Source organism: Nocardioides sp. zg-1230, from assembly GCF_013155335.1.
Classification (GTDB): Bacteria; Actinomycetota; Actinomycetes; order Propionibacteriales; family Nocardioidaceae; genus Nocardioides.
In genome coordinates this window covers 597,410-620,024 of sequence record NZ_JABJQZ010000001.1, presented here as the reverse complement: position 1 = coordinate 620,024, position 22,615 = coordinate 597,410, and the positions used below count along the sequence as shown (strand labels likewise).

23 protein-coding genes and 1 tRNA gene are annotated in these 22,615 nt (G+C 72.3%); 12 read left to right on the top strand and 12 right to left on the bottom strand.

Annotated features, from left to right (window positions below; genetic code table 11):
- Nucleotides 1-12: 12 nt before the first annotated feature.
- The 6 genes from HOO61_RS03045 to HOO61_RS03020 form a co-directional block, all read right to left on the bottom strand.
- A complete protein-coding gene (locus HOO61_RS03045; RefSeq protein WP_172256799.1) occupies nt 13-546 on the bottom strand; it encodes a hypothetical protein in 534 nt (177 codons plus the stop codon).
- 160 nt (nt 547-706) lie between these two features.
- Nucleotides 707-1,339: a DUF2461 domain-containing protein gene (locus tag HOO61_RS03040; protein WP_172256797.1), complete on the bottom strand. Its 633-nt coding sequence runs from the start codon at nt 1,337-1,339 to the stop codon at nt 707-709.
- 10 nt (nt 1,340-1,349) lie between these two features.
- Nucleotides 1,350-2,444, bottom strand: coding sequence for a hypothetical protein (locus tag HOO61_RS03035; protein ID WP_172256795.1), 1,095 nt, complete (start codon nt 2,442-2,444; stop codon nt 1,350-1,352).
- 1 nt (nt 2,445) lies between these two features.
- Nucleotides 2,446-3,678 (bottom strand): C39 family peptidase, encoded by a 1,233-nt coding sequence (locus HOO61_RS03030; RefSeq protein WP_172256793.1) that lies wholly within the window; start codon nt 3,676-3,678, stop codon nt 2,446-2,448.
- 273 nt (nt 3,679-3,951) lie between these two features.
- Nucleotides 3,952-4,027, bottom strand: a tRNA-Gly gene (locus HOO61_RS03025).
- Nucleotides 4,028-4,055: 28 nt separating this feature from the next.
- Nucleotides 4,056-4,829: a GDSL-type esterase/lipase family protein gene (locus HOO61_RS03020; protein WP_172256791.1), complete on the bottom strand. Its 774-nt coding sequence runs from the start codon at nt 4,827-4,829 to the stop codon at nt 4,056-4,058.
- A gap of 56 nt (nt 4,830-4,885) precedes the next feature.
- On the opposite strand from HOO61_RS03020, the gene dcd reads away from it, so the two are divergent.
- The 6 genes from dcd (at nt 4,886) to HOO61_RS02990 (ending at nt 10,621) form a co-directional block, all read left to right on the top strand.
- Nucleotides 4,886-5,461 carry a dCTP deaminase gene (gene dcd, locus HOO61_RS03015; protein ID WP_172256789.1) on the top strand — a complete coding sequence of 192 codons (576 nt, stop codon included), beginning with the start codon at nt 4,886-4,888 and terminating at the stop codon, nt 5,459-5,461.
- A 196-nt stretch (nt 5,462-5,657) separates the two neighbouring features.
- Nucleotides 5,658-6,704, top strand: coding sequence for an iron-siderophore ABC transporter substrate-binding protein (locus HOO61_RS03010; RefSeq protein WP_172256787.1), 1,047 nt, complete (start codon nt 5,658-5,660; stop codon nt 6,702-6,704).
- Nucleotides 6,704-7,738, top strand: coding sequence for an iron ABC transporter permease (locus HOO61_RS03005; RefSeq protein ID WP_172256785.1), 1,035 nt, complete (start codon nt 6,704-6,706; stop codon nt 7,736-7,738). The genes HOO61_RS03010 and HOO61_RS03005 overlap by 1 nt, the downstream gene beginning before the upstream one ends.
- Nucleotides 7,735-8,802, top strand: coding sequence for a FecCD family ABC transporter permease (locus HOO61_RS03000; RefSeq protein ID WP_367649996.1), 1,068 nt, complete (start codon nt 7,735-7,737; stop codon nt 8,800-8,802). The genes HOO61_RS03005 and HOO61_RS03000 overlap by 4 nt, the downstream gene beginning before the upstream one ends.
- Complete coding sequence (locus tag HOO61_RS02995) at nt 8,799-9,674, top strand: ABC transporter ATP-binding protein (protein ID WP_172256783.1); 876 nt, start codon at nt 8,799-8,801, stop codon at nt 9,672-9,674. Before HOO61_RS03000 ends, HOO61_RS02995 begins: the two co-directional genes overlap by 4 nt.
- A complete protein-coding gene (locus HOO61_RS02990; protein WP_253941958.1) occupies nt 9,671-10,621 on the top strand; it encodes a siderophore-interacting protein in 951 nt (316 codons plus the stop codon). The genes HOO61_RS02995 and HOO61_RS02990 overlap by 4 nt, the downstream gene beginning before the upstream one ends.
- Before the next feature lie 258 nt (nt 10,622-10,879).
- Here HOO61_RS02990 and HOO61_RS02985 read toward each other — a convergent pair whose 3' ends face one another.
- From HOO61_RS02985 to HOO61_RS02965, 5 genes are all read right to left on the bottom strand, one after another.
- Nucleotides 10,880-11,713, bottom strand: coding sequence for a DUF4097 family beta strand repeat-containing protein (locus HOO61_RS02985; protein ID WP_172256781.1), 834 nt, complete (start codon nt 11,711-11,713; stop codon nt 10,880-10,882).
- Between the two features lie 93 nt (nt 11,714-11,806).
- Nucleotides 11,807-12,355, bottom strand: a complete 549-nt coding sequence (locus HOO61_RS02980) for a toxin-antitoxin system HicB family antitoxin (RefSeq protein WP_172256779.1) — start codon at nt 12,353-12,355, stop codon at nt 11,807-11,809.
- A 160-nt stretch (nt 12,356-12,515) separates the two neighbouring features.
- On the bottom strand, nt 12,516-16,118 hold the full coding sequence (locus HOO61_RS02975; RefSeq protein WP_172256777.1) for a heterodisulfide reductase-related iron-sulfur binding cluster: 3,603 nt from the start codon (nt 16,116-16,118) through the stop codon (nt 12,516-12,518).
- 128 nt (nt 16,119-16,246) lie between these two features.
- Nucleotides 16,247-16,546 (bottom strand): hypothetical protein, encoded by a 300-nt coding sequence (locus HOO61_RS02970; RefSeq protein ID WP_172256775.1) that lies wholly within the window; start codon nt 16,544-16,546, stop codon nt 16,247-16,249.
- On the bottom strand, nt 16,543-16,863 hold the full coding sequence (locus HOO61_RS02965; RefSeq protein WP_172256773.1) for a WXG100 family type VII secretion target: 321 nt from the start codon (nt 16,861-16,863) through the stop codon (nt 16,543-16,545). The genes HOO61_RS02970 and HOO61_RS02965 overlap by 4 nt, the downstream gene beginning before the upstream one ends.
- Nucleotides 16,864-16,987: 124 nt before the next feature.
- Between HOO61_RS02965 and HOO61_RS02960 the strand changes: the two genes are divergently transcribed.
- From HOO61_RS02960 to HOO61_RS02935, 6 genes are all read left to right on the top strand, one after another.
- Complete coding sequence (locus HOO61_RS02960) at nt 16,988-17,311, top strand: hypothetical protein (protein ID WP_172256771.1); 324 nt, start codon at nt 16,988-16,990, stop codon at nt 17,309-17,311.
- 1 nt (nt 17,312) lies between these two features.
- On the top strand, nt 17,313-18,944 hold the full coding sequence (locus HOO61_RS24755) for a putative T7SS-secreted protein (RefSeq protein ID WP_172256769.1): 1,632 nt from the start codon (nt 17,313-17,315) through the stop codon (nt 18,942-18,944).
- Entirely contained in the window at nt 18,941-19,390 is a 450-nt protein-coding gene (locus HOO61_RS02950; RefSeq protein ID WP_172256766.1) for a hypothetical protein, read from the top strand. Before HOO61_RS24755 ends, HOO61_RS02950 begins: the two co-directional genes overlap by 4 nt.
- Nucleotides 19,387-19,866: an ADP-ribosyltransferase domain-containing protein gene (locus tag HOO61_RS02945; RefSeq protein WP_172256764.1), complete on the top strand. Its 480-nt coding sequence runs from the start codon at nt 19,387-19,389 to the stop codon at nt 19,864-19,866. Before HOO61_RS02950 ends, HOO61_RS02945 begins: the two co-directional genes overlap by 4 nt.
- Nucleotides 19,863-21,179, top strand: coding sequence for an ADP-ribosylglycohydrolase family protein (locus HOO61_RS02940; protein ID WP_216658529.1), 1,317 nt, complete (start codon nt 19,863-19,865; stop codon nt 21,177-21,179). The genes HOO61_RS02945 and HOO61_RS02940 overlap by 4 nt, the downstream gene beginning before the upstream one ends.
- 152 nt (nt 21,180-21,331) lie before the next feature.
- Nucleotides 21,332-21,868 carry a class F sortase gene (locus tag HOO61_RS02935; RefSeq protein WP_367650071.1) on the top strand — a complete coding sequence of 179 codons (537 nt, stop codon included), beginning with the start codon at nt 21,332-21,334 and terminating at the stop codon, nt 21,866-21,868.
- Here the strand turns inward: HOO61_RS02935 and HOO61_RS02930 are convergent.
- Nucleotides 21,840-22,607, bottom strand: a complete 768-nt coding sequence (locus tag HOO61_RS02930; protein ID WP_172256760.1) for an IclR family transcriptional regulator — start codon at nt 22,605-22,607, stop codon at nt 21,840-21,842. The two genes, HOO61_RS02935 and HOO61_RS02930, sit on opposite strands and share 29 nt — an antisense overlap.
- Between the last annotated feature and the right edge of the window lie 8 nt (nt 22,608-22,615).

Genomic DNA, 22,615 nt, shown 5'->3' with positions numbered 1-22,615 from the left:
CCACCGGGTCGGTCAGGCGGCCCGCCTCCGGTCGAGCAGCCTGCGTCGCCGCGCCACCTTGGCGAGGCGCCGGTCGAGGCGCGCCTCCTCCTCCATGAGGGCGATGCGCGCGACCTGCGCGGCGAGTTGCTCGTCGCTGAGCTGGGCGGGCAGGACGTGCGCTCGCTCGTCCTTCACCTGCGACATCCAGCTCCGCGGGGGCTCGGCGAACCCGCTGGTCGCCACCAGCACCACCCGGAAGTCGGCGAGCCCGTCCAAGGCCAGCGCGGCCTGCGCCGGGGTCGCCGCGAACCACTCCGGCATGCTCACGAAGCAGTCCGTCCCCGACTTCCTGGCCCGCCGGCACACCCGGGCCCACGCGCCCTCCACGTCCTTGCGGCGGAGGCCGACGGCCTTGTGCGAGCGAAGGATCTCGACCTCCGCGTGCGCGAGGACGGCGGCGTCCACGTCAGGGACCCCCACGCCGCCGACCGCCAGCGACTCGACCATCGACGTCGCGTCCACCGGGCCGGGACCGAGGTGCAGCAGGAACAGTCTCTTCGCCATGGCGCGAGCCTCGTCCGCACGCCCGACTCTTACGTGAACTCCGCGCCACCGCCGGCCGAACTCCGCGGGTCGGCGCACCCCCGTGACGCGTGCGAGGCCGGTGCGGGGAACCGTCGGGTCGCCCGAGCGCCCCTCCGGCGACCCGAACGTTCCCCAGTGCTCAGTCGACCGGGACCGCGCGCAGCCAGCTGACGAGCGGGCGCAGGGACCGCCAGTCCTCGCGCACGCGGTCGGCGAGCCCGGCGTCGATCGCCTCGGCCTCGAAGCCGTAGGACCGGCCCACGAACAGTTGCTTGCGTCGCAGCAGGTGGATGCGCGGGTGGTCGGCGTCGTAGCCGCGCGGAGAGGTCTTGAGCTGGTCGCCACCGACCTCGAAGCCGTCCTTCTCGAGGCGCTTCAACAGGCGGTCGAGCGCCGTGCCCGTCTTCTCGTCGGCCATCGCGGCGCGGATCGCGGACAGTGTGGGGCCGTCGGCGTCGTAGAAGCCGGCGCCGACCCGCGTGCCGCGGGGCGAGATCTCGAAGTACCACCCCGTCCGCGGGCCGGCCGCGACGAAGGCGCCCTGGTGGGTCTTGTAGGGCGTCTTGTCCTTGGCGAAGCGGACGTCACGATAGGGCCGGAACACCTTCGCCGGCCCGAACTCCGGCTCCAGCGCCGCCATCAGCGCCTTCGTCGGCGCCTCGACGGACTCCTTCCAGACGTGCTTGTGGCTCTCCCAGAACGACTTGGTGTTGTCCATCTCGAGGTCGTCGTAGAAGTCCAGCGCGGCGACGGGGAATCCGGTGAAGCTCACGTCAGGAACGTTAGGCGACGTCAGCCCAGACGTGCTCGTCGCCCTGCTCGCCGTACGACGTCAGCGTGAGGACGCCGCCCCCGCAGACCGGCTCGCCGAGGAACGCGTTGCCGCTGGACGGCGACTCGTAGGCGACCTCCAGCGCACGGTCCGGGGTCCAGCGCATCAGCCGGGCCGGCTCATCGGGGCCCTGCGGGTCGCGGGCGAAGAAGACCGAGTCACCGCAGGGGACAACGGTCCCGGTCGTGCCGGGCCCGAGGTCGAAGTAGGCGCCGTCGGCCGAGGCGTGGAAGCGGGCCTCCTCCTGCCGCCGCGGCTTCGGCACCTCCGACCACACGACGCCGTCCGCGGTCGCGGCGACGTCCCAGGCCGTGCAGTCCGCCGGCCCTTCCACCGGCTGGGGCACGCCGCTGGCGTCGAGGATGTTGACGGTGCGGCACGCCACGGGGCGGGCGTCGTCGAAGGTCATCATGCCGACACCGTGCTCGCTGGCCGTGAGACCGGAGAAGCCGCTGCGGTCGGGGGCGCACCAGCCGTCCTCGCCGTTGCTGTCGGCCAGCGCCGCGGTGGCCAGGCAGTACGCCCCGCCGTCGCCGTACGTCGGGAACCAGAGGTCGCCGTCGGTGAGGGCCCAGGAGCCGCCGCTCGCCGCCGGCGGCGTGGCGACCTCACCCGTCTCGCCGCTGCCCAGGTCGACGACCGCCACCTCGCTGGGCGCCGTCTCGGCCTCGTCCTGCTTGACCACCACGGCCCAGTCCTGGCTCATCAGGACCTCCGAGATCGTCCGGCCGCGGCCCGCCGTGATCGTCACGGCGTCACCGTCGCGCGCGAGCTCGACCCGCGTGTCGGCCGCGTCGCCGAGGGCCTCCCACTCGGGTCCCCTGACGTAGCGCGTGTCGGGCAGCACGCCGGTGTCCTGCCAGTCGAGCAGCGCGGTCGTGGGCTCGGCGACGACCGGGTCGTCGACGGGGCCACCGGCCGGTGCGTCCGGCTCGGCGGACGACGCGCTCGATGTCGGGTCGGGGCCCGGTGCGGGGTCGTCGGTCCCGGCACACCCGGTCAGCACGACCAGCAGCGCCAGCGCGGTCGTCGTACGTCCTCGCACGTCAGACCCCGACGTTGTGCTGGAAGTGGTCGAGGTTGGCGCGGAAGGACCGGTAGGCGTTGCGCCACTGCACGCGGCCGATCGCCGGCTCGCTGGGGTCGAACCTCGACTGGTCCCAGGGCTCGAACCAGCCGAGCTGCGGGTTGCTGCCGGGGTTCTGGTCGTAGCCGCGGCCGACCTGGAAGTGACCGCTCGCGTCGTCGTCGAGGTAGGGGTAGTACTGCTTGTGCAGGTTGGGGTGGAGCACCACGGGCGCCCGGTAGTCGTGCACGTGGCGCATCATCAGCCGGTACCACTGCTTGAAGGTGAAGTCGCTGATGTCGAGCACGACGTAGGGGCCGGCATGGGTGTCCTCGTCGTAGTCCGTCTTGTTGTTGACCACGCGCACCATGTCGGTGATCGCGGTGCCGGCGCTGGTGGTGCCGAGCCGGCGGGCCCAGTAGGACTGGTTCTTCCGCTTCCCCTGCGAGCCCCACCCGATGGCCTGCATCGTCGCCGGGCCGCACCAGTAGGTGGTGTTCTGGGCCTGGGCCACCTTGCTGGTGAGGATCTTCGACCGCTCTGGGTACGACGCCCCGAAGCCGCCGCGGGCATCGACGCCCGCCGTCACCTCGGGGTGGCGCTCGGCGAAGCCCGCGGGCAGCGGGACGCCCTGGATCTCGTGGCGCAGCATCCAGACCTTGCCGACCGAGCGGGCGGCCATGGTCAGCTCGGCACGCTCGGCCTCGGTGCGGGCGGTCGACGTACGCGACTGTGCGCGGGCCAGCAGCCCGTCGGCGTCGAGGTCTCCCGTGCGCTCGGTGGTGCCAGCGGTCGGACGGGTCTCGAGCCGCGTGGCGAGCGCCTCCTCGGACTGGTTGGTCCAGCCGAAGCCGAGGCAGTAGCGCTGGCCCTCGAAGGTGGCGCAGCGCACCGAGGCCCGCGCGGTCGCCGTACGGCCCTGGGCACGGTCGAGGGCGGCTCCCTCGGCGAGCACGCGGTCGATCTCGGCGCGCATCGCGGTCGTCAGCCCGCCGCGGTCGACGGCCCCGGGGGCCGAGGTCGTCTCGGCGGACGGGGCGATCTCGCCGCGGTCGTCCTGGCCGCCGTCGGGCAGCAGCGGGACGGCGCCGAGCGTCAGCGCGAGCGCCGCGGCAGCGATGGTCGCGGGGTGCCTCCAGAGCGGGCGCGAGGCGTCCTCGTCGGCGATGCGGTGGGCGACCTTGCGAAGGGTCGGGCGGGGAAGTGCAGGCATGGGGGAAGACCTTCGATCCGAGAAATGACGGACGCCTCACTGTCCTCTCTGGTCCCAGAAGTCGCAAGTCTCACTCCTGCCCCAACGAGGGGAGCTGAGCGCTGCGTGAGGCAGGTTCTCGGCGCGCAGAACGTCTCTGGCTCACCGCTCGTACGACGACGCGCGCCGGGGCGGTGCGTCGGGCGGTGGTGGAGCGACATTCCGCAGCCCGTGAATGTGGGTGGGCCACCGCTCGTACGCGGGCGTCGCGCTCGGCGCGCTGGTTGAGAGATCTGGAGCGGATGACGAGATTCGAACTCGCGACATCGACCTTGGGAAGGTCGCGCTCTACCAACTGAGCTACATCCGCATGCCGTCCGGAGACGGCGGGCCAGATGCTACCTGACCGTGGGCCGGATGCTGGACAGGGCGGGATGCTTGGGCGAGACGGTGTCGCCGGAGGAGCGCCCGGTGAGCCGGCGGTGCACCCACGGCACGAGGAACTCGCGGGTCCACTGGGCGTTGGCGGCCCAGGTCTCGCGACGCCCGAGGACGGGGAGCGGCCCGACGGTGACGGGCTCGAGGCCGTGCTCGACGCCGATGGCCTCGAGGACGGCGTGGGCCATGTGGGTGTGGCCGGAGGTGTTGAGGTGCATGCGGTCGGTGTCCATCACGCCGGCGATCTCGATGTCGCGCATGCGCCACATGTCGACGACGGTGGCCCCGTGGCGGTCGGCGATCTCGCGGACCCACTCGTTGAAGATCGCCATCCGCCCGCGCATGGGGCCGTAGATGCCGCCGGCGCCCGGGTCGAAGATGGTGAACATGACCACGTGCGCCCCGGCGGCGCTCAGCCGCGCGATCGCGTCGTCGTACGTCCGGGCGAGGGCGTCGATGTCGACGCGCGGGCGGAGCACGTCGTTGCCGCCGCCGTGGATGGTGACCAGGTCGGGCTCGAGCGCGACGGCTGCGTCGACCTGCTCGGCGACGATGGCGGCGAGCTTGCGGCCGCGGATGGCGAGGTTGGCGTAGCCGAAGTCGTCGGTCTGCTGGGCGAGCACCTCGGCGACGCGGTCGGCCCAGCCGCGCAGGCCGTTGGGTCGCGCCGGGTCGGGGTCGCCGACGCCCTCGGTGAAGGAGTCGCCCAGGGCGACGTAGCGGTGGAAGGTCACCGATCCATTGTGGCGACCGCTCCGCGACGTCCGAAACTGAGGCTAGGGTCGGCCGCGTGCTGCTCTCCGATCGCGACATCGCTGCTGAGATCGACGCCGGCCGGATCGCCCTCGATCCGTGGGACCCGGCGATGATGCAGCCCTCGAGCGTGGACGTCCGGCTCGACCGGTTCTTCCGTGTCTTCGAGAACCACCGCTACCCCCACATCGACCCGGCCGCCGACCAGTCCGAGCTCACCCGCGAGGTCGAGCCGGAGGGCGAGGAGCCGTTCATCCTGCACCCGGGCGAGTTCGTCCTCGGGTCGACGTACGAGGTCGTGTCGCTGCCCGACGACATCGCCGCGCGCGTGGAGGGGAAGTCGTCGCTCGGCCGGCTGGGTCTGCTCACCCACGCGACGGCGGGGTTCGTCGACCCCGGCTTCTCCGGGCACGTGACACTCGAGCTGGCCAACGTCGCGACGCTGCCGATCAAGCTCTACCCCGGCATGAAGATCGGCCAGTTCTGCTTCTTCCGGCTGTCCTCGCCGAGCCAGCACCCCTACGGCTCGGAGAAGTACGGCTCGCGCTACCAGGGCCAGCGCGGTCCGACGCCCAGCCGGTCGTTCCAGGGGTTCCACCGCACGCCCATCTGAGGCCCTCGCTCCGCCCCGTCCGCCGGTAGTCCAGTGGCGAACGGCTGTCCTGGCGCGCCCCGGGCGACCGAAACCCACTGGACTACCCGGACGGTCCACATCGCGGATTACGTCACACCCCCGTTGCCTTAATCGGGACGAGTGTGGTTAGGCTTCCCTTAGTTAGCGTTGCCTTACCGAGCCACACGGAGTCCTGATGAAGCGAAGCCTCGCCGCGCCCACCCCGATCAAGGTCGCCGCGGCCACCGTCCTGGTCGCCGCCCTCACCGGCTGCAGCACCGGGTCCACCAGCGGCACCGAGGCCGCGGCGGAGCCGACGTCGACCACGTCCGTCGACCCCGACGCCTTCCCCGTCACCATCGAGCACGCGCTCGGTGAGACCACGATCGAGTCCGAGCCGACCCGCGTCGCCACCCTCGGCTGGACCGACCACGACCACGCCCTGGCGCTGGGCGTCGTGCCCGTCGGTGCCACCAAGATCACCTGGGGCGGCAACGAGGACGGTTCGACTGACTGGTTCGACGCCGCGGTCGAGGAGGCCGGCGCCGAGGCGCCCGTGCGCTACGACGACGCCGACGGCGCGCCGGTCGACGAGGTCGCCGAGCTCGCGCCCGACCTGATCCTGGCCACCAACTCCGGCATCACCGAGGCGGAGTACACCAAGCTCTCCAAGATCGCCCCCGTCGTCGCCTACCCCGAGGCGCCGTGGACCACCGACTGGCAGACCTCGCTCGAGATGGTCGGCGAGGCGCTCGGTCGTACGGCACTCGCCGAGGAGGTCGCAGCCGACACCGAGGCCACCATCGACGAGGCCGCCGAGGCCAACCCGGAGCTCGAGGGTGCCGAGCTGATCTACGGCTACCTCGCCGCCACCGACCTCTCCACCGTCGGCATGTACGCCCCGGAGGACCCGCGGGTCTCGATCCTGCGCGACTTCGGCATGGTCGACGCGCCGGCCGTCGCCGAGGCCATCAAGCCGGGCGAGTTCTACGGCACCGTGTCGGCCGAGCAGTCGGCCGACCTCGACTCGGACGTCTTCGTCACCTGGGTCGACTCGCCCGACAACGTCCAGACGATCCAGGACGACAAGCTGCTCGGCCAGATCCCCGCCATCGCCGAGGGCCACTGGTACGCCGAGACCGACAAGCAGAACGCGATGGCGTCCACCAACCCGACGCCTCTCTCCATTCCCGTCATCGTGAGAGACTTCTTGCCTCGCGTGGTCGAGGCTCTCGAGGGCTGATGACAGCCCTCGTCCCGACGCGGGACGACGTCTCCAGGGCTCCGGGGGGAGGCCAGAGGCGTCGTCCCGCTCTGCCGGCCAGCGTCGCGACCGCGGTCGTGGCGCTGGCCGGTGCAGCCGTGCTGTCGCTGCTGGTCGGGGCCCGCGCCATGCCGGTCGAGGCGGTCTGGGATGCCGCCCACCCGCTCCACCCGGTCGTCGAGGCCCGCCTCGACCGCACCCTCCTCGGGCTGGCCGTCGGTGCGGCGCTCGGGCTGGCCGGTGCGCTCATGCAGGGGCTGACCCGCAACCCGCTGGCCGACCCCGGCATCCTCGGCGTCAACGCCGGCGCCACCTTCGCGATGGTCATCGGAATGACGTCCTTCGGCTTCAGCGCGATGGGTCAGTTCCTGCCCCTGGCCTTCGTCGGCGCGGCCGTCGCCGCGGCGGTCGTCCACGGCATCGCGTCGCTCGGTCGCGACGGCGCCACCCCGATGAAGCTCGCGATCACCGGCGCGGCCCTGAGCGCCGGCCTCGCCAGCTGGACCACGGGCCTGCTCCTCGCCGACCGCAAGACCATGGAGACGTTCCGCTTCTGGCAGGTCGGCACCGTCGCCGGGCGGGGCACCGACGTGCTCGTCGCCGGTCTCCCGTTCCTGGTCGTCGGCGCCCTGCTGGCCCTGGCCGGCGCGCGCCTGCTCAACACGCTCGCCCTCGGTGACGACCTGGCCCGCGGGCTCGGCCGCCACACCACCCGCGACCGCCTGGTGATCGCGCTCGCGATCGTGCTGCTCGCCGGCACCGCGACCGCGCTGGCCGGGCCGATCGCCTTCGTCGGCCTCGTCGTGCCCCACGTCGTACGCGCCCTCGTCGGTCCTGACCACCGCCGCCTGCTGCCGTTCTCCGTGGTCGGCGGCGCGGTGCTCGTCGTCGTCGCCGACACCGTCGGTCGCATCGTGCTGCCGCCGTCGGAGGTGCAGGTCGGCATCATGGCCGCCGCCGTCGGCGTCCCCGTCTTCATCGCCCTGATCCGCCGCACCGGGAGGGCGTTGTGAGCGTGACCCTCGACCGCCCCACCACCACGGCGCCGACCGCTCAGCGCGCCCTCGACGTCGTACGACGTGCGCGCCGGGCGCCGCTGCGCCACCATCGGCGCCTCCTCGCGGGCCTCGTCCTCGCGCTCGTCGGTGCGTTCGCCGCGCGCGTGCTGCTGGGCGACTTCACCGTCACGATCCCCGACTTCCTGCGCATCCTGGGCGGCGAGCAGATCCCTGGCGCCACCTACATCGTGATGGAGTCCAAGCTCCCGCGTGCCGTGCTGGCCGTGCTGGTCGGCGTCGCCTTCGGCGTCGGCGGCGCCATCTTCCAGACCACGCTGCGCAACCCCCTCGCCAGCCCCGACATCGTCGGCATCAGCCTGGGCGCGAGTGCCGCCGCCGTCTCCGCCATCGCCCTGGCCGGCTGGACCGGCTGGCCGGTCTCGGCCGCCGCGATCGTCGGTGCCCTCGCCGTCGCCCTCGCCGTTCGGGCCGTCGCGGGCGACCACGGCGGGTTCCGTCTCGTCCTGGCCGGGATCGGCCTCGCCGCCGCCATGCAGTCGGTGATCCAGTACGTCTTCACCCGCGTCGACGAGTGGGACGTGCAGCTGGTGCTGCGCTGGCTGACCGGCAGCGTCAACGGCGTCGCGTGGCAGGCGATCGGGCTGCTGGCCCTCGCGCTGGCCGTGCTGCTGCCCGCGACGGCCTGGGCCGCCCGCTCCCTGCGCGTGACCGAGCTCGGTGACGACACCGCCGCCGGCCTCGGCGTGGGGCGGGGCCGCACCGACCTCCTCATGCTCCTCGGCGTCCTGCTCGTCGCCGTCGGCGTCGCCGCCGCCGGCCCGGTGGCGTTCGTGGCGTTCCTGTCGGGACCGATCGCGCGTGCCCTCAACCGGGGGCGTACGACGCTCCCCGCCGCCGGCCTCGTCGGTGCCGTGATCGTGCTGCTCGGCGACCACGCCGGCGCCTACGCCTTCGCCGACCTCAACCTGCCGGTGGGCGTCGTCACCGGTGCCTTCGGCGCACCGTTCCTGCTCTGGCTGCTCGCCCGCGGCCCCCGCACCGGAAGGAGGGCGGGATGACCACCGCCACCTCACACGCCCGGCTGGAGGCGAGCGACCTGACGCTCGGCTACACCGGCACCGCCGTCGTTCACGACCTCGACCTGCAGGTCCCGCACGGCCGGATCACCGTCATCGTCGGGGCCAACGCGTGCGGCAAGTCGACGCTGCTGCGCGGCCTCGCCCGGCTGCTGCGGCCGCGGTCGGGGTCGGTCCTCCTCGACGGCGAGGCCATCCACCGGCTGCCCACCAAGCAGGTCGCCCGCACGCTGGGGCTGCTGCCGCAGAACCCCGTCGCCCCTGAGGGCGTGACCGTCGCCGACCTGGTCGGACGGGGTCGCCACCCGCACCACGGCCCGTTCGGCCGCTGGACGAGCGCCGACGACGAGGCCGTGGCCGAGGCGCTGACGCTCACCGACACCCTCGGTCTCGCCGACCGCGTGGTCGACGAGCTCTCCGGTGGCCAGCGCCAGCGGGTGTGGATCGCGATGGCGCTCGCGCAGGGCACCGACCTGCTGCTGCTCGACGAGCCCACGACCTACCTCGACGTCGCCCACCAGGTCGAGATGCTCGACCTGCTCGCCGAGCTCAACGCCCGCCGCGGCACCACGATCGTGATGGTGCTCCACGACCTCAACCTCTCCGCCCGCTACGCCGACCACCTCGTCGCGCTGCACACCGGCCGGATCGTGGCGGAGGGCAGTCCCCGCGAGGTCGTCACCGAGGACGTCGTTCGCACCGTCTTCGGCCTCGACAACCGGGTGATCGACGACCCGGTCTCGCACACCCCGCTCGTCGTGCCCGTCGGCCGCCACCAGCCCGGGTGCCCGAGCCCGTCCAGCCCGCTCGACCCGCTCGCCCCGTCCAGCCACTCCAACCAGGAGCCCCGATGACCGTGACCGCCAGCTCGAACCAGGCCGTCCTGCCCATGCTGTTCACCGAGGTCGAGGTGGTCGCTGTCGAGCGGCTGTCGCCGACCTTCGTCCGGGTCGAGCTCGGCAGCCCCGACCTCGCCGACTTCGGCGTCGACGGCCCGCGCTGGGACCAGCGGATCAAGCTGATCCTGCCCGACCCCGAGACGGGCGGCATCACCTCGACCGAGGGCGCCGACGACACCTGGTTCTCGACGTGGCTGGAACTACCGGCGGCCGAGCGCGGCCACATGCGCACCTACACGATCCGCGACGTCCGCGGCTCCGGGGCGCAGACCACCCTGGTCGTCGACATGGTGCTGCACCTGGAGGGCGACCTGGTCGGCCCGGGCTCGCTCTGGGCGTCCCGCGCCACGGTCGGCGACCGCATCGCGCTGCTCGCCCCGCGGCGCGGCTACCCCTACGGCGGCATCGAGTTCACGCCCGGCCCGGGCGCGGAGCTCCTGCTGGTGGGCGACGAGACCGCGGTGCCCGCCGTGTGCACGGTGCTCGAGCAGCTGCCCGACGACGCCAGGGGCATGGCGTTCCTCGAGGTGCCGGTCGCTGCCGACGTGCAGGACGTACGCCGTCCGGCGGGCGTCGAGGTGGTGTGGCTGGCCCGCGAAGGCGACGAGCTGGGCACGGGCCTCCACGATGCCGTGGTGGCCCACCTCGGCATGCCGGGCGCACAGCTGGACGTCGCGCCCGACGAGGTCGACCCCGACCTGTGGGAGACGCCGTTCTACTCCTCCTCCGGCGAGGACGTCCCCGGCGACGTCACGGGCGTGGGCGGCACCTACGCGTGGATCGCCGGTGAGTCGAAGGTCGTCACCGGCCTGCGCCGCCACCTGGTCAAGGAGCTCGGCTTCGACCGCAGCCAGGTCGCCTTCATGGGCTACTGGCGTCGCGGCGTGGCGATGAGGTCCTGACCGGCGGCGGGCGGGTTTCTCGCCTGCGCCCGTCGCAGACTCCCCGCTCGAGCGGGGAGTCCGTCACAGGGAGGGGCATACAACCCCCTCCAGGTGTCGGACTTCCCCTCCCGGTGCGGCCAGAGCCGGGTCAGCGGCGCTTGGTGCGGGGTGCGCGCGGGGAGTAGCGGACGCGCTCGGCGATGCGGTGACGTGCGATCAGCTCGATGTCGGTGAGTGAGTCGTGCATGGCGGTGCTCCTTCCTGGTGGGTCGCGGGTCAGCTCTGGTGGAGGGTGACGTCTCCGGACGCCGTGGTCGCGCGCACCTCGAGGTAGGGCTGGTCGGGTGCCGGCTCGCCGGTGCTCGGGAGCGTCGAGCTGAGCCGGCCGCTGGCGGTGCGGACGTCGGTCCACACCGGCGTACCGGGCACCACCCCGATGCTGACGTCGCCGCTCGCGGTCTTCGCCGTCACACGGCCCGAGGCCACCTCGCCGACGACCAGGTCGCCCGAGCCCGTGTTGACCACCGCCTCCCCGCCCATCGACAGGACGTGCGTGTCGCCCGATCCCGTCTTGACCGCGAGCTCGGCGCGGGCCGACTCGACGCGGACGTCGCCACTGCCCGTCGTGACGACCAGCGCCGACTCGGCCCGGCGTACGAGGACGTCGCCCGAGCCCGACTTGAGGCGTGCCTCCCCGAGGAGGTGCTCCGCGGCCAGGTCTCCGGAGCCGGTCTGGACGAGGGTGTCGCCCTCGACGACGTCGATCGTGACGTCGCCGGAGCCGCTGTCGACGCGGATGTCGCCGAACCGGCCGTGGGTGCGTACGTCGCTGCTGCCGACCTTGGCCTGCAGCCCGCTGGCGACGGGGACCTCGACGACGATCTCGGCCCGGGGCTCGCGGCCGAGGAACCCGCCGTTGCGCCGGGGCGCGATGATCGCGATCCGGTCGCCCAGATCCCGTACGTCGAACTCCTCGGCCCGGTCGCCGGTGATGCGGACGGTGGTCTCGGTGGTGTCGGTGGCGGTGACCTCGAGACGGCCGCGCCCGTTCTCGACGTAGAGGTCGATGGGTTCGGGGGTGTCGAAGGTGAGGTCGAGCTGGTTGCTCATCGGGTCTCCTGAGGGTGTGCTCGTCCGACGGGCCGGCGGTGCCGGTCCGGTGGGCGATGGGTGGCGGGGCTCGTGCCCCGAGGGGTCAGGTGGTCAGAGCCAGCCGGTCATCCGGCGGTTGCCCTGTCCCGGCTTGCGGTTTCCGGCGAACGGGTCGTAGCCCACGAAGGGAACGCTGCTGAGGTCGATGTCGACGTTGATGGCGTGCTCGTTGGTGGCGCTGCGCACCACGTTGACCATCCAGGTGTTGAGGCTCTGCCCGGCTGCGGCGGCCCTCTCCTCGGCCCTGGCCTTGACCGCCTCCGGGATCCGCAGCGTGATGCGGGCCAGGTCGCCGGCCTCCTCCTCCGGCGGCGCCGGGGGAGCAGGTGGCGGGGGCGGGGTGGGCATGGCGGCGGGGGGAGCGACCTCGACGACGAAGTCGAGCTCGCGGCCCACGAGCCGCACGTCCACGCTGCCGTCGGGCAGCTCGGCGGTGATCTCGGCCGCGGCATGCGAGATGGCCTCCATCAGGGCGAGCCGCGCGCTTGGGTCGAGCGCGTAGGCCAGGCGCTCCGCGGCCTTCTTGAGCTCGTCGCCCCCGGCCTCGGACGCGGCGACGAGGTCGCGGCGGAGGCTGTCGACGTACGGGGTGATGTCCATGTGCACCACCATGACATCACTGTGATGTCATGTCAATGCCGTTGTGATGTCATCTGGCGTCGCGGTGATGTCACTACGTTGGTTTCAGGGGTCCCCGGGCAGCCGGGGATTCCTGAACTTGTCGGCCGATGCACGGGCCGACAAGTTCAGGAGAGGCCGGTCAGAGGTCGAAAAGGGAGCCCGACCCGCTGATGTCGGCGTCCGTGCGCGGCGTGTGGGCCGGGCCGGTGGAGGCGGCGGGCTTCGGCTCGTCGTCCGTCTCTGCGGGTACGTCGCTCGCGTCCGTCGTGTCTTCGGCTGCGGGCTCGTCGTCCGCGTCGAGGACGGTCTGCCGGTCCCCGGCCGCGGCGTCCTCGGGGTCGCGGAAGAGGGCGGCCTGGCTCAGGTCCGCCCCGCTCGGCGGGGCGCTGGCGGCCGGCTCCGGCGTCGCCTCGGGCTCCGGCGCCTGCTCGTCAGCCGGCGCCGGGGCGGAGGTCGCCTCGGTCTGCGCAGCCGGTGCTGCGGGTGCGGCAGCGGGCGCCTCGAGGTCGAACAGCGAGCCCAGGCCCGACAGGTCGACGTCGGTGGCCGGGGTCGATGCCTCGCCGCCGGCGGCCGGCGCTGCGGGCACCCTCGACGGTGAGTCGCTGGGAGACTCAGGGGCAACAGTCGCCACCGCGGGGGCCTCTTCGGGCGTTGAGTCGCTGGGAGACTCAGCGGCAACAGTCGCCACCGCGGGGGCCTCTTCGGATGTTGAGTCGCTGGGAGACTCAGCGGCCACGGTCGCCTCTGGGGCGGGCTCGGCGGCGGTCTCGGGTGCCGGGAGGTCGAAGAGCGACCCCAGGCTCGCGAGGTCGGCGTCGGTGGTGGGCGTGGACGCCGTGCTGCTGGCCGGGGCCGCGTCGGCGACCGGCTCCGGGGCGGGCTCGGGTGCGGCCTCTGCCTTCGGCTCGGGCTCCGGGGTCGGCTCCGGCTCGGCAGCCGCTGCCGGCTCGTCAGCCACCGGCTCGGGTGCGGCGATGTCGAAGAGCGAGCCGCCCCCCAGCTCCGCGGCAGGCGCGGCAGGCGCGGCGGCGGGCTTTGCCTCGGGCGCCTCCGACGTGGCAGGGGCGTCCGGCTCGGTTGCCGCGGGGGCGGGCTCGGGCGACTCGAGGTCGAAGAGCGACCCGCCGCTGCCGAGGTCAGTCGGCGCAGCCGGCTTCGCAGCCGGCGCCTCCTCGGCGGGCTTCTCCTCGGCCTGGGGCGTGGGCGCCTCCTCGGGGGCCGGGGTGTCGAAGAGCGAACCACCGGAGAACGCCTCGGCCGGCTTCGCGTCGGACGTCGCGTCGGCCGCGCCGGCGGTCGGCGCGGCGTCCGCCGGGGTGTCGAAGAGCGAGCCCGACGAGGCCGGCCCGGCTGCGGGGGCCGACTCCTCCGGAGCGGGCGTGTCGAAGAGCGACGTACCGCCCGACGCCTTGGCGGCCGGGCCTACGTCGGCGGTCTCGGTGACGGTGTCGTCGGTGACGGTGACGTCGCCCGCCTCCGGCTCGTCCTTGGTCGCCACGTCGGTGGCGACGCCGGCTCCGGCGGCAGCAGCGGCGGGCGCAGCGGCGGGCGCGGAGCCCGGCGCGGCCTTGGTCGCCTGCACGCCCTTGACCGAGGCGAGGAGCATCTGCGCGACGTCGAGGACCTCGACCTCCTCGCGGGCCTCGCCCTTGCTCTGCTGCATCGTGAGCCCGTCGGAGAGCATCACACGGCAGAAGGGGCAGCCGACGGCGATCTGGTCGGCGCCGGTGCCGACGGCCTCCTTGGTGCGGTTCATGTTGATCCGCTCGCCGATGTTCTCCTCCATCCACATGCGTGCGCCACCGGCGCCGCAGCAGAAGGAGCGTTCGGAGTTGCGCTCCATCTCGATGACCTCGGCGCCGGGCAGGACCTGCAGCAGCTCGCGCGGCGGCGTGTAGACCTCGTTGTGGCGACCGAGGTAGCACGGGTCGTGGTAGGTGATCGAGCGCTTCGCCGCGCCCGCGCCGTCCTTGACGGGGGTCAACTTCCCCTCGCGGACGAGGCGGTTGAGCAGCTGGGTGTGGTGCACGACCTCGAGCTCGATGCCGAAGTCCTTGTACTCGTTCTTGAGCGTGTTGAAGCAGTGGGCGCAGGTCGAGACGACCTTCTTGACCTTGTACTCCTTGAAGGTCTCGACGTTCTGCTGCGCGAGGCCCTGGAAGACGAACTCGTTGCCCGCGCGGCGGGCCGGGTCGCCGGTGCAGGTCTCACCGTTGCCGAGCACGCCGAAGGAGATGCCGGCCATGTCGAGCAGCTCGGCGACCGCGCGGGTGGTCTTCTTCGCGCGGTCCTCGTACGCCCCGGCGCAGCCGACCCAGAACAGCCAGTCGACCGACTCGAGGGACTCCAGGTCCTCGCCGACGACCGGCACCTCGAAGTCGAGGCCCTTGGCCCAGTCCATGCGAGCGGTGCTCGACATGTTCCACGGGTTGCCCTTGTTCTCCAGACCCTTGAACAGCTGGTTGAGCTCGGCCGGGAAGTTGGACTCCACGAGCAGCTGGTAGCGCCGCATGTCCATGATGTGGTCGACGTGCTCGATGTCGACGGGGCACTGCTGGACGCAGGCGCCGCACGAGGTGCAGCTCCAGAGCACGTCCTCGTCGATGACGAAGTCGCCGTCGGCAGGGTTGTAGAAGTAGTCGAGGACGTCGGTCCCCGTGCCACCGCTCTCGCCCTTGGTGCCCGCGCCGACGAGCGCACGCTCGCGGTGGCCCTCGGCGCCGTCGTGCTTGGCGTACGCGTGGTCGCGCAGGCTGGTGATGAGGAGCTTGGGGGAGAGGGGCTTCTCGGTGTTCCAGGCCGGGCACTGTGACTGGCAGCGGCCGCACTCGGTGCAGGTGGTGAAGTCGAGGATCCCCTTCCACGAGAAGTCCTCGACCTGGCCGGCGCCGAGGGCCGAGTCCTCGTCGAGGTCGTCGATGTCGTCGAGGGTGACCGCCTTGCCGTTCGAGGTCAGCGGCTTCATCGCACCCAGTGCGGTGGTGCCGTCGGCCTCGCGCTTGAACCAGATGTTGAACCACGCGGTGAAACGGTGCCAGGCGATGCCCATGGTGATGTTGCGGGCGATGACCATCAGCCAGATCATCGCCAGCGCGATCTTGAAGGTCGCGATCACGTAGATGAGGTTCTCGAGGGACGTGACGGAGCTCGGGTAGAGCAGGTCACCGAGCCACGACGAGAACGGGTAGTGGGCGCGGCCGGCCTCCTCGTCGAGCCGCCACTCCGCGGCCCGGACGAACAGGATCGCGGAGCCCTCGAGCAGCGCGAGCGCCTCGACGAAGTAGGCCTGCCAGAAGGTGGAGCCGAAGAACCGGCTCCGGCGGCCCTCGCTGCGCGGGTGGTGCTTCTGGCGGTAGACGATCAGGAAGACGATGCCGATCGTGCTGAGTGCCCCGATGACCTCCATGAGCCACTCGAAGGGATACCAGTGGCCGATGATCGGGTAGGCGAAGTCGGGCTTGAAGAGCTGGAAGTACGCCGCCAGCACGGCCGTGCTGAGGAGCAGGAAACCCATGTAGACGAACCAGTGCATGATGCCGACCCAGTGCCACTGCAGCATCCGGGTGTGGAGGAACGTCTCCTTGAGCATCGTCGCGGTGCGACCGGCCGGGTTGTCGTTGCGGCCCGGCGCCGGCTGGCTCGCGCGGATCACGCCCAGCATGCGCCGTACGGCCGGGACCAGCATGGCCACCGCGGCGACGGTCAGTGCGAACGAGACGACGATCGCGATCATCTGCATGAAGGGCTGCTCCTCGGTAGGGGCGTACAGAGCCGCAGCCTAGGTCCGCCGATCACACCGACGGCAGGGCTCTGCGGCGTGAGATGGATCCTACCCGCAGGTAACTTCAACCGCCGAGGTGCGGGCGATCAGTTCACGATCGCGACGTTCTCGACCTCGATCTCGCGGGCGTCCTCGCGGTAGGTGGCCAGCCTGGACCTGACCTGGTCGAGCGCCTCGGTGAGCCGCTCGACCCCGTCGCGCAGCTTCTGCTGGTGCTCGAGGTGTGCCAGGTGCGACTCGCTTGTCTCGTCCCACCCCGGGGTCAGGGACTCCACCTGCTCGAGGAGGTCGGTGATCTGGGTCGTGATCGCCGTCGTGGCATCGGCGAGCGCCGTCTCCAGCGTCGAGAGCGAGCCCTGGTGGACGACGAGACCGCGGGCGCTCATCGCGGACCACCGCCGAGGCGATCGGCCAGCTGCCCGGCCCGCTCGGCCTGGGCGACGTCGTTGGTCGCGTGCTCCTGGGCGACGTACATCAGGCTCTGCGAGTAGCCCTCGAGGATCGGGCCCAGCGTGATCGCGACGTCGAACCAGGCGTTGACCGCCTCGCCGAACCCGGCGGCCGCCTGGCCGCTGAAGCCCTTGCCGGCCTCGGTCTCGATGGTGGCGCCGAGGTCCTGCAGCGTCGTCTGCAGCGGCTCCACCGCATCGGCCACGGCCTGGGCCGCCGCCTGCATCTCGGAGTAGACAAGTCCGACGGCCACGGCCGCCCCCTCTCGTTCGGGTCGATCGGCTCCTTCCTACCCCTCGGGCGCCCCGCTCACACATCTGACGTGCTCGTCGGGGCCGAACGGTTTGAGCGGCCCGTCCGCAGGGAATCGGGGTCCCATGCCGTCGTACGACTTCGAGGTCGACCTCGAGAGCATGGGCCAGGCCGCCCAGGGGCTCAGCGAGACCGTCCAGCTCTTCAAGGACCAGGACGTCGAGGACCTCGTCCCCGGCAAGGGTGACGTCGGCAGCGACGTCGTGTGGGGCGCGCTCGACGAGTTCAAGAACCGCTGGGAGGAGGGCGTCAACAACCTCTGCCAGGACGTCGAGGAGATGTCCGGACGACTGGGCAAGATCGCGATGAACTACTTCGAGACCGACAAGGCCGGCTACGACGCCCTGTCCGCGCTCAAGGGCACCATCGCCGGCATCAAGGTGATGTGACGTGCCGGACTTCGTGATCGAGGGCAACCCCGGCACCATCCGGACCAGGGCTCGCACGATGGAGCAGAAGGGCCAGCTGTTCTACGACACCGGCGACGCACTGGCGAAGATCGACGTGTCGGGGTGGACCGGCCGCGCCGCCGACGAGTTCCGCGAGGCGCACGACCTCGAGCCGGACCGGTGGATCAAGGCCGGCAACGGGTTCAAGAAGGCCGCGGCGGGCCTGACGACGTACGCCGGCGCGCTGGAGGACGCCCAGCGTCGCGCGGCGGAGGCGAAGGCGGAGCACGAGCGGGGGCAGCGCGAGTCGGAGAGCGCCCGCACCCAGTACGACTCCTACATGGGGCGGATGCGGGCCTACTGGAGCAGCGGCGGCACCGACCCGGCCGAGCCGTTCGTCGACTGGGGCAGCCCGATCCAGCGGGAGGCGCTGGGTGCGCTCGAGGCGGCGAGGGCCGACCTCGACAACGCGGCGCACGTGTGTGCCGGGGAGGTGCGGGTCGGGTGCGCCGACGCGCCTGAGGAGCCCAACTGGCTCGAGTCGGGCCTGAAGTTCGTCGGCGGCATCTTCGAGGGCGCCGGCGAGGCGGTGTGGGACCTGCTGACGATGGTGCCGTTCAGCCCCGTGAACCTGGTCATCGACTCCTACAAGCTCGCCACGGGTGACCTCACGCCCGAAGAGCTGATGAAGAAGTACGAGCTGTCGGCCGAGAACGCGTGGACGATGGCCCAGGGCATCTACACCGGCCTGACGACCGACCCGGTCGGCTTCGGCAAGGAGCTGGGCAAGTCGCTGCTCGACTGGGACACCTGGGCCGACGACCCGGCCCGCGCCATCGGGCACCTCGTCCCCGACGCCGTCGCCGCCGTCGCCACCGCCGGCGCCGGCGCGCTGGCCACCCGCGGCGCGAAGGGCGGCATGGACCTGCTGGACGGGCTGTCCGACCTGTCGAAGCTCGACAACCTGGCCGACCTCGACAAGCTGGACCACCTCTCGGACCTCAACAAGCTCGACGACCTCTCCGACCTGAACCGGCTGGACGACCTCGCCGACCTCCACCGCTACGACGACGTCACCCCGCCACCCCAGGGTGTGGATCGCACCCTCGACGACCCGGCCCTCGAGCCGTGGCTCGACGAGGTGATGCAGCAGCACCCGGAGCTCGACCGCGATGGGATCCGCGGGATCTGGGACTACACCACCGACGACGGCTACAAGGTGATGAACGGCAACATGCGCGAGATCGGGCCCAACGAGCTCAGCGTGCAGGAGCGCATCGACGCCGCCAACGCGGGCCTCGACCAGCTGCCGAAGTACGACGGCACCACCTACCGCGCGACCAACCTGCCCGACTCCGTCGTAGAGCACGTCAACAACGGAGGAAACCTCTCCGACCGCGGGTTCAGCAGCAGCTCGACCAACCCCAACGTCGCGGAGGGGTTCATGGACCCCGGCAAGGAGAACCCGACCCGCATCACCATCGACGGTCACTCGGGCGCCAACGTCGGCCCCTTCTCCGCAGCGAGGTCCGAGGCTGAGATCCTGTTCAAGGCAGGCACCGAGTTCGAGGTGCTCAGCAACACGATCGGGCCCGACGGGGTCCGGCAGCTGGTGGTGAGGGAGATCCCGTGAGCGGTCGCGACGACCTGGGTGACATGACCCCGGAGGAGATCGCCGACTGGGCCGCCCGCGACTGGGCCGCTGCGAAGGAGGCGCACAAGGACGACCCACTGCCGGAGTTCAGCCGCGCCAAACGGGACGACCACCCCCACTGGGAGGTCGTCGCCTACATGTTCCACACGCGCGCCGGCGAGCGGGTGCTCGTCGACCGCGGCGACGGTGTACAGGTCGAGGGCACGCTGGGCGGCGTACGACCCGCGCGGGGGCAGGACGAGCTGCTCGTCGAGCTCGAGGGCACCACGTGGGCCTGCACCCGGGCCGATGGCGAGCAGTGGGCCCCCGGTGACCGCGGCCGGGTGCGGGTCGAGACGTTGACCGTGCCCGTCGTCGCCCGGCGCGACGGTTCGGGCGCGGGCGCCCGGTGGACCCTGCAGACCAACATGGAGGGACAGCCGTGACGCAGACACCCGACCTGGAAGCCTTCTTCGCCACGCTCGAGCAGCTCCCCCCGCACGAGGGGGTCGTCTTCCGCGGGTGCGGGGCCCGCAGCCACGAGCGGTGGCAGGGACGGGCCCACGTCACCGAGTCGCTGCTGTCCACCTCGCGCGACCCGCGCGTCGCGACGGAGAACTTCGGCACGGAGGCCGTCTACGCGATCCTCAGCCGGGCGGGCCGGGGCATCGAGCAGTTCTCGGCCGCCCGGCACGAGCACGAGGTGGTCTTCCTGCCGGGCACGATCTTCACGCTGGTCACGCGCGTGCGGGTCAAGGACCTCGGGGTGACGATCGTCGAGGAGGTCGTCCCCGAGGCCGAACCACCGCGCGTCGACCTCGTGCCGTTCCAGGAGGAGATCGGCCGGGCGATCCTGGAGGCCGAGCTGCGCGACCCTGTGCCCCAGCCCATCGCCGGCAAGTTCGCCGGCGACATCGCATGACGCTGAGGGTCGACAGCGACCCCGGCCTGACCGACCGGATCGAGGGCGTCCTGCTCGGCGCTGCGTGCGGGGATGCCCTGGGAGTGCCGTACGAGTTCGGCTCGGCGCCGCTGGCTCCGGACGAGCCGCCGCGGATGATCGGCGGGGGGCTGGGGCCCTACGCGCCGGGCGAGTGGAGCGACGACACCCAGATGGCCGTGGTCGTCGCCCGGGTGGCCGCGGACCAGGGCCTCCGTCACGTCCCCGCCCTCGACGCGGTCGTCCAAGGCTGGGTCGACTGGCTCGGCAGCGGTGCCACCGACGTCGGCACGCAGACTCGACAGGTGCTCGGCACGGTCGCGGGAACGGGGCCCTCGCGGCTCTGGTGGTCGTCGTCCGCCGCGGCGGCCGGGCTCCACCGCCGCACCGGCCAAACGGCCGGCAACGGGTCGTTGATGCGCACAGCGCCAGTGGCGCTGGCGTTCCTCGACGACCCCGCCACGCTGACGCTCGCAGCACGCTGGGTCTCCGACGCGACCCACCGCGACCCGCTCGCGGGCGACGCGTGCGTCCTGTGGTGCCACGCGATCCGGTTGGCGGTCCTCGACGGCGTGCTGCCTGACCTGGCCGGGCTCGTCGACGTCCTGCCGCTCGCCCGGCAGGGGCGGTGGACGAGCTGGATCGTCGACGCGGAGCGACGTACGCCGTCCGTGTTCGCGCCCAACGGCTACGTCGTCTCCGCCCTCCAGGCTGCGTGGTCGGCGATCCGCCACCCGGTCGGCGACGGCTCTCCTCTCGTCACGTCGCTCAACGCGGCGGTGCACGCGGGCGACGACACCGACACCGTTGCCGCGATCGCCGGTGCGCTGCTCGGTGCTGTCCACGGGGCGTCGTCGATTCCCGAGGAGTGGCTCGCGCTCGTGCACGGCTGGCCCGGCCTGCGCGCCGACGACCTGCGTGACCTCGCCCGGCGGGTCGTGGACCGCGGCGTCGAGCTCGCGGTCCACCGGGCGCCCGACGAGCTGGTCGAGGTTGCCGAGCACCTGATCGCCCGCGGCCTCGGTGAGGGGTACGACTTCGTCGTCCGAGGCCGCCTGGTCCCGAGCGGCCTCTCCAGCGAGTACATCGGCCTGGAGCAGCTCGACGACGGCACCTACCGGGTCTGGTACCTCGGCGACTGGGGGACGCAGCGCTCGCTCGTGGAGACGGGGGACTGGGCGGTCGCACGCGCACGGTTCGTCGAGGAGTCCGTCAGGCTCGCGCAAGGCCGGAGGCCCCGCTGGAAGATCCCTGACGAGCCGGGTGGGAAGCGGCGCTGGTGGCATCAGCGGTGAGGGGCCGGGGCCCGCTCCTCGAAGGCTCGTCGCAGGTTGGTCGAAGATCGGCGCGCTGACGACCGCGGCAGCGTAGCCTCCGAACGCCGGACGAGGGGGAACGTCCGGGTGCGGACACTGGAGGTCGTGGGGCGATGCCGGGCTTGCGCAGGGTGCTCGTGGTCGTGCTGGTCGCGGTCGCGATGCTGGCGGGTGCGCCCGCGGGCGCCGGTCCCGCGACGACGTACGCCGGGTCGTCCGTCGGGTCCTCCGAGCGGTCCACGGCGCTCGGCCGCCTGTCGATCCCCGCGATCGGGGTGAACGCCGGGATCATCCCGGTGGGCGTCACCCGGTCCGGCCACCTGGCGATCGGGCGCAGCGTCCGCGACGTGTACCGCTGGCGAGCGGGCGTGCAGCCCGGGCAGCAGGGCAGCGCCGTCCTCGCCGGCCACACCTGGTCCAAGGGCCCCGGGGTGTTCGACGACCTGGGGAGGCTGCGTCCCGGGAACCTCGTCGTGGTCGGGCGCAACCGCTTCGAGGTCACCCGCGTACGCCGGGTCACCGGCCTCAAGCGCGCGGCCGTCGCGGGGCTGTTCAGCGACCGGGGCAAGCCGCGACTCGTCCTGATCACGTGCGGTGACCGCAACGACCTGACCGGCGTCTACCGCACCCGGATCATCGTCAACGCGCGGCTGCTGCCCGCCCGCTGACCCGTCGGGTCAACCGGGTGGCTGTCTGCCGGACGGCTGACGCGATCGTGTCGACGTCGTCGCCGGCGTCGCTGGGGAACGTCACCGCCACCCCGGCCACCGGGTGGGCGTTGTGGTCGAGCACCGCGGCGGCCACGCTCTGGAGGCCGGGCGTCACCTCGCCGTCCTCGCTCGCGTGGCCGCGCTGCCGTGTCGCGGACAGCACCGTGCGCAGGGCGCTCAGCGACGTCGGGCCCTTGCCGTGGCGGTCGACGAACGCGTCCCGGTCGGGGTAGAGCGCCCGGACCTGGCTGGCCGGCAGGGCGGCGAGGATCGCGCGACCCGACGCCGTCAGGTGGGCCGGGAGGCGTACGCCGACGTCCGTGACCAGCGGGGGCCGCCCCGGTGCCCGCTCCTCGATGACGTAGAGGACGTCGCGACCGTGGAGCACCGCGAGGTGGGCGCCGTGGCCGGTCCGGTCGACCAGCTCGGCCAGCGGCCGGCGAGCCAGGCGGGCGAGCGGCTCCTGCCGCGTGAAGCCGCTGCCGACCTCGAACGCCGCCACCCCCAGCCCGTAGCGGTGCTCGTCGGGCAGGTGCACGACGAAGCCCTCGTCGATCATCGTGTTGAGCAGGTGGTACGCCGTGCTGCGCGGCAGGTCGCACGCGCGCACGATGCGGTCGAGCGGGACCGGGTCGGCCTGCGTGGCCAGGAACCGCAGGACCCGCAGGGTGCGCGTCGCAGCGGGGACCTGGCTCACGAGGGCGG

Bases quoted from the DNA above. Each gene is read 5' to 3' on its own strand.
- HOO61_RS03045 (WP_172256799.1), bottom strand. From the start codon at position 546: ATGGCGAAGAGACTGTTCCTGCTGCACCTCGGTCCCGGCCCGGTGGAC.
- HOO61_RS03030 (WP_172256793.1), bottom strand. From the start codon at position 3,678: ATGCCTGCACTTCCCCGCCCGACCCTTCGCAAGGTCGCCCACCGCATC.
- HOO61_RS03010 (WP_172256787.1), top strand. From the start codon at position 5,658: ATGAAGCGAAGCCTCGCCGCGCCCACCCCGATCAAGGTCGCCGCGGCC.
- HOO61_RS03005 (WP_172256785.1), top strand. From the start codon at position 6,704: ATGACAGCCCTCGTCCCGACGCGGGACGACGTCTCCAGGGCTCCGGGG.
- HOO61_RS02995 (WP_172256783.1), top strand. From the start codon at position 8,799: ATGACCACCGCCACCTCACACGCCCGGCTGGAGGCGAGCGACCTGACG.
- HOO61_RS02990 (WP_253941958.1), top strand. From the start codon at position 9,671: ATGACCGTGACCGCCAGCTCGAACCAGGCCGTCCTGCCCATGCTGTTC.
- HOO61_RS02985 (WP_172256781.1), bottom strand. From the start codon at position 11,713: ATGAGCAACCAGCTCGACCTCACCTTCGACACCCCCGAACCCATCGAC.
- HOO61_RS02980 (WP_172256779.1), bottom strand. From the start codon at position 12,355: ATGGACATCACCCCGTACGTCGACAGCCTCCGCCGCGACCTCGTCGCC.
- HOO61_RS02975 (WP_172256777.1), bottom strand. From the start codon at position 16,118: ATGCAGATGATCGCGATCGTCGTCTCGTTCGCACTGACCGTCGCCGCG.
- HOO61_RS02970 (WP_172256775.1), bottom strand. From the start codon at position 16,546: ATGAGCGCCCGCGGTCTCGTCGTCCACCAGGGCTCGCTCTCGACGCTG.
- HOO61_RS02960 (WP_172256771.1), top strand. From the start codon at position 16,988: ATGCCGTCGTACGACTTCGAGGTCGACCTCGAGAGCATGGGCCAGGCC.
- HOO61_RS02940 (WP_216658529.1), top strand. From the start codon at position 19,863: ATGACGCTGAGGGTCGACAGCGACCCCGGCCTGACCGACCGGATCGAG.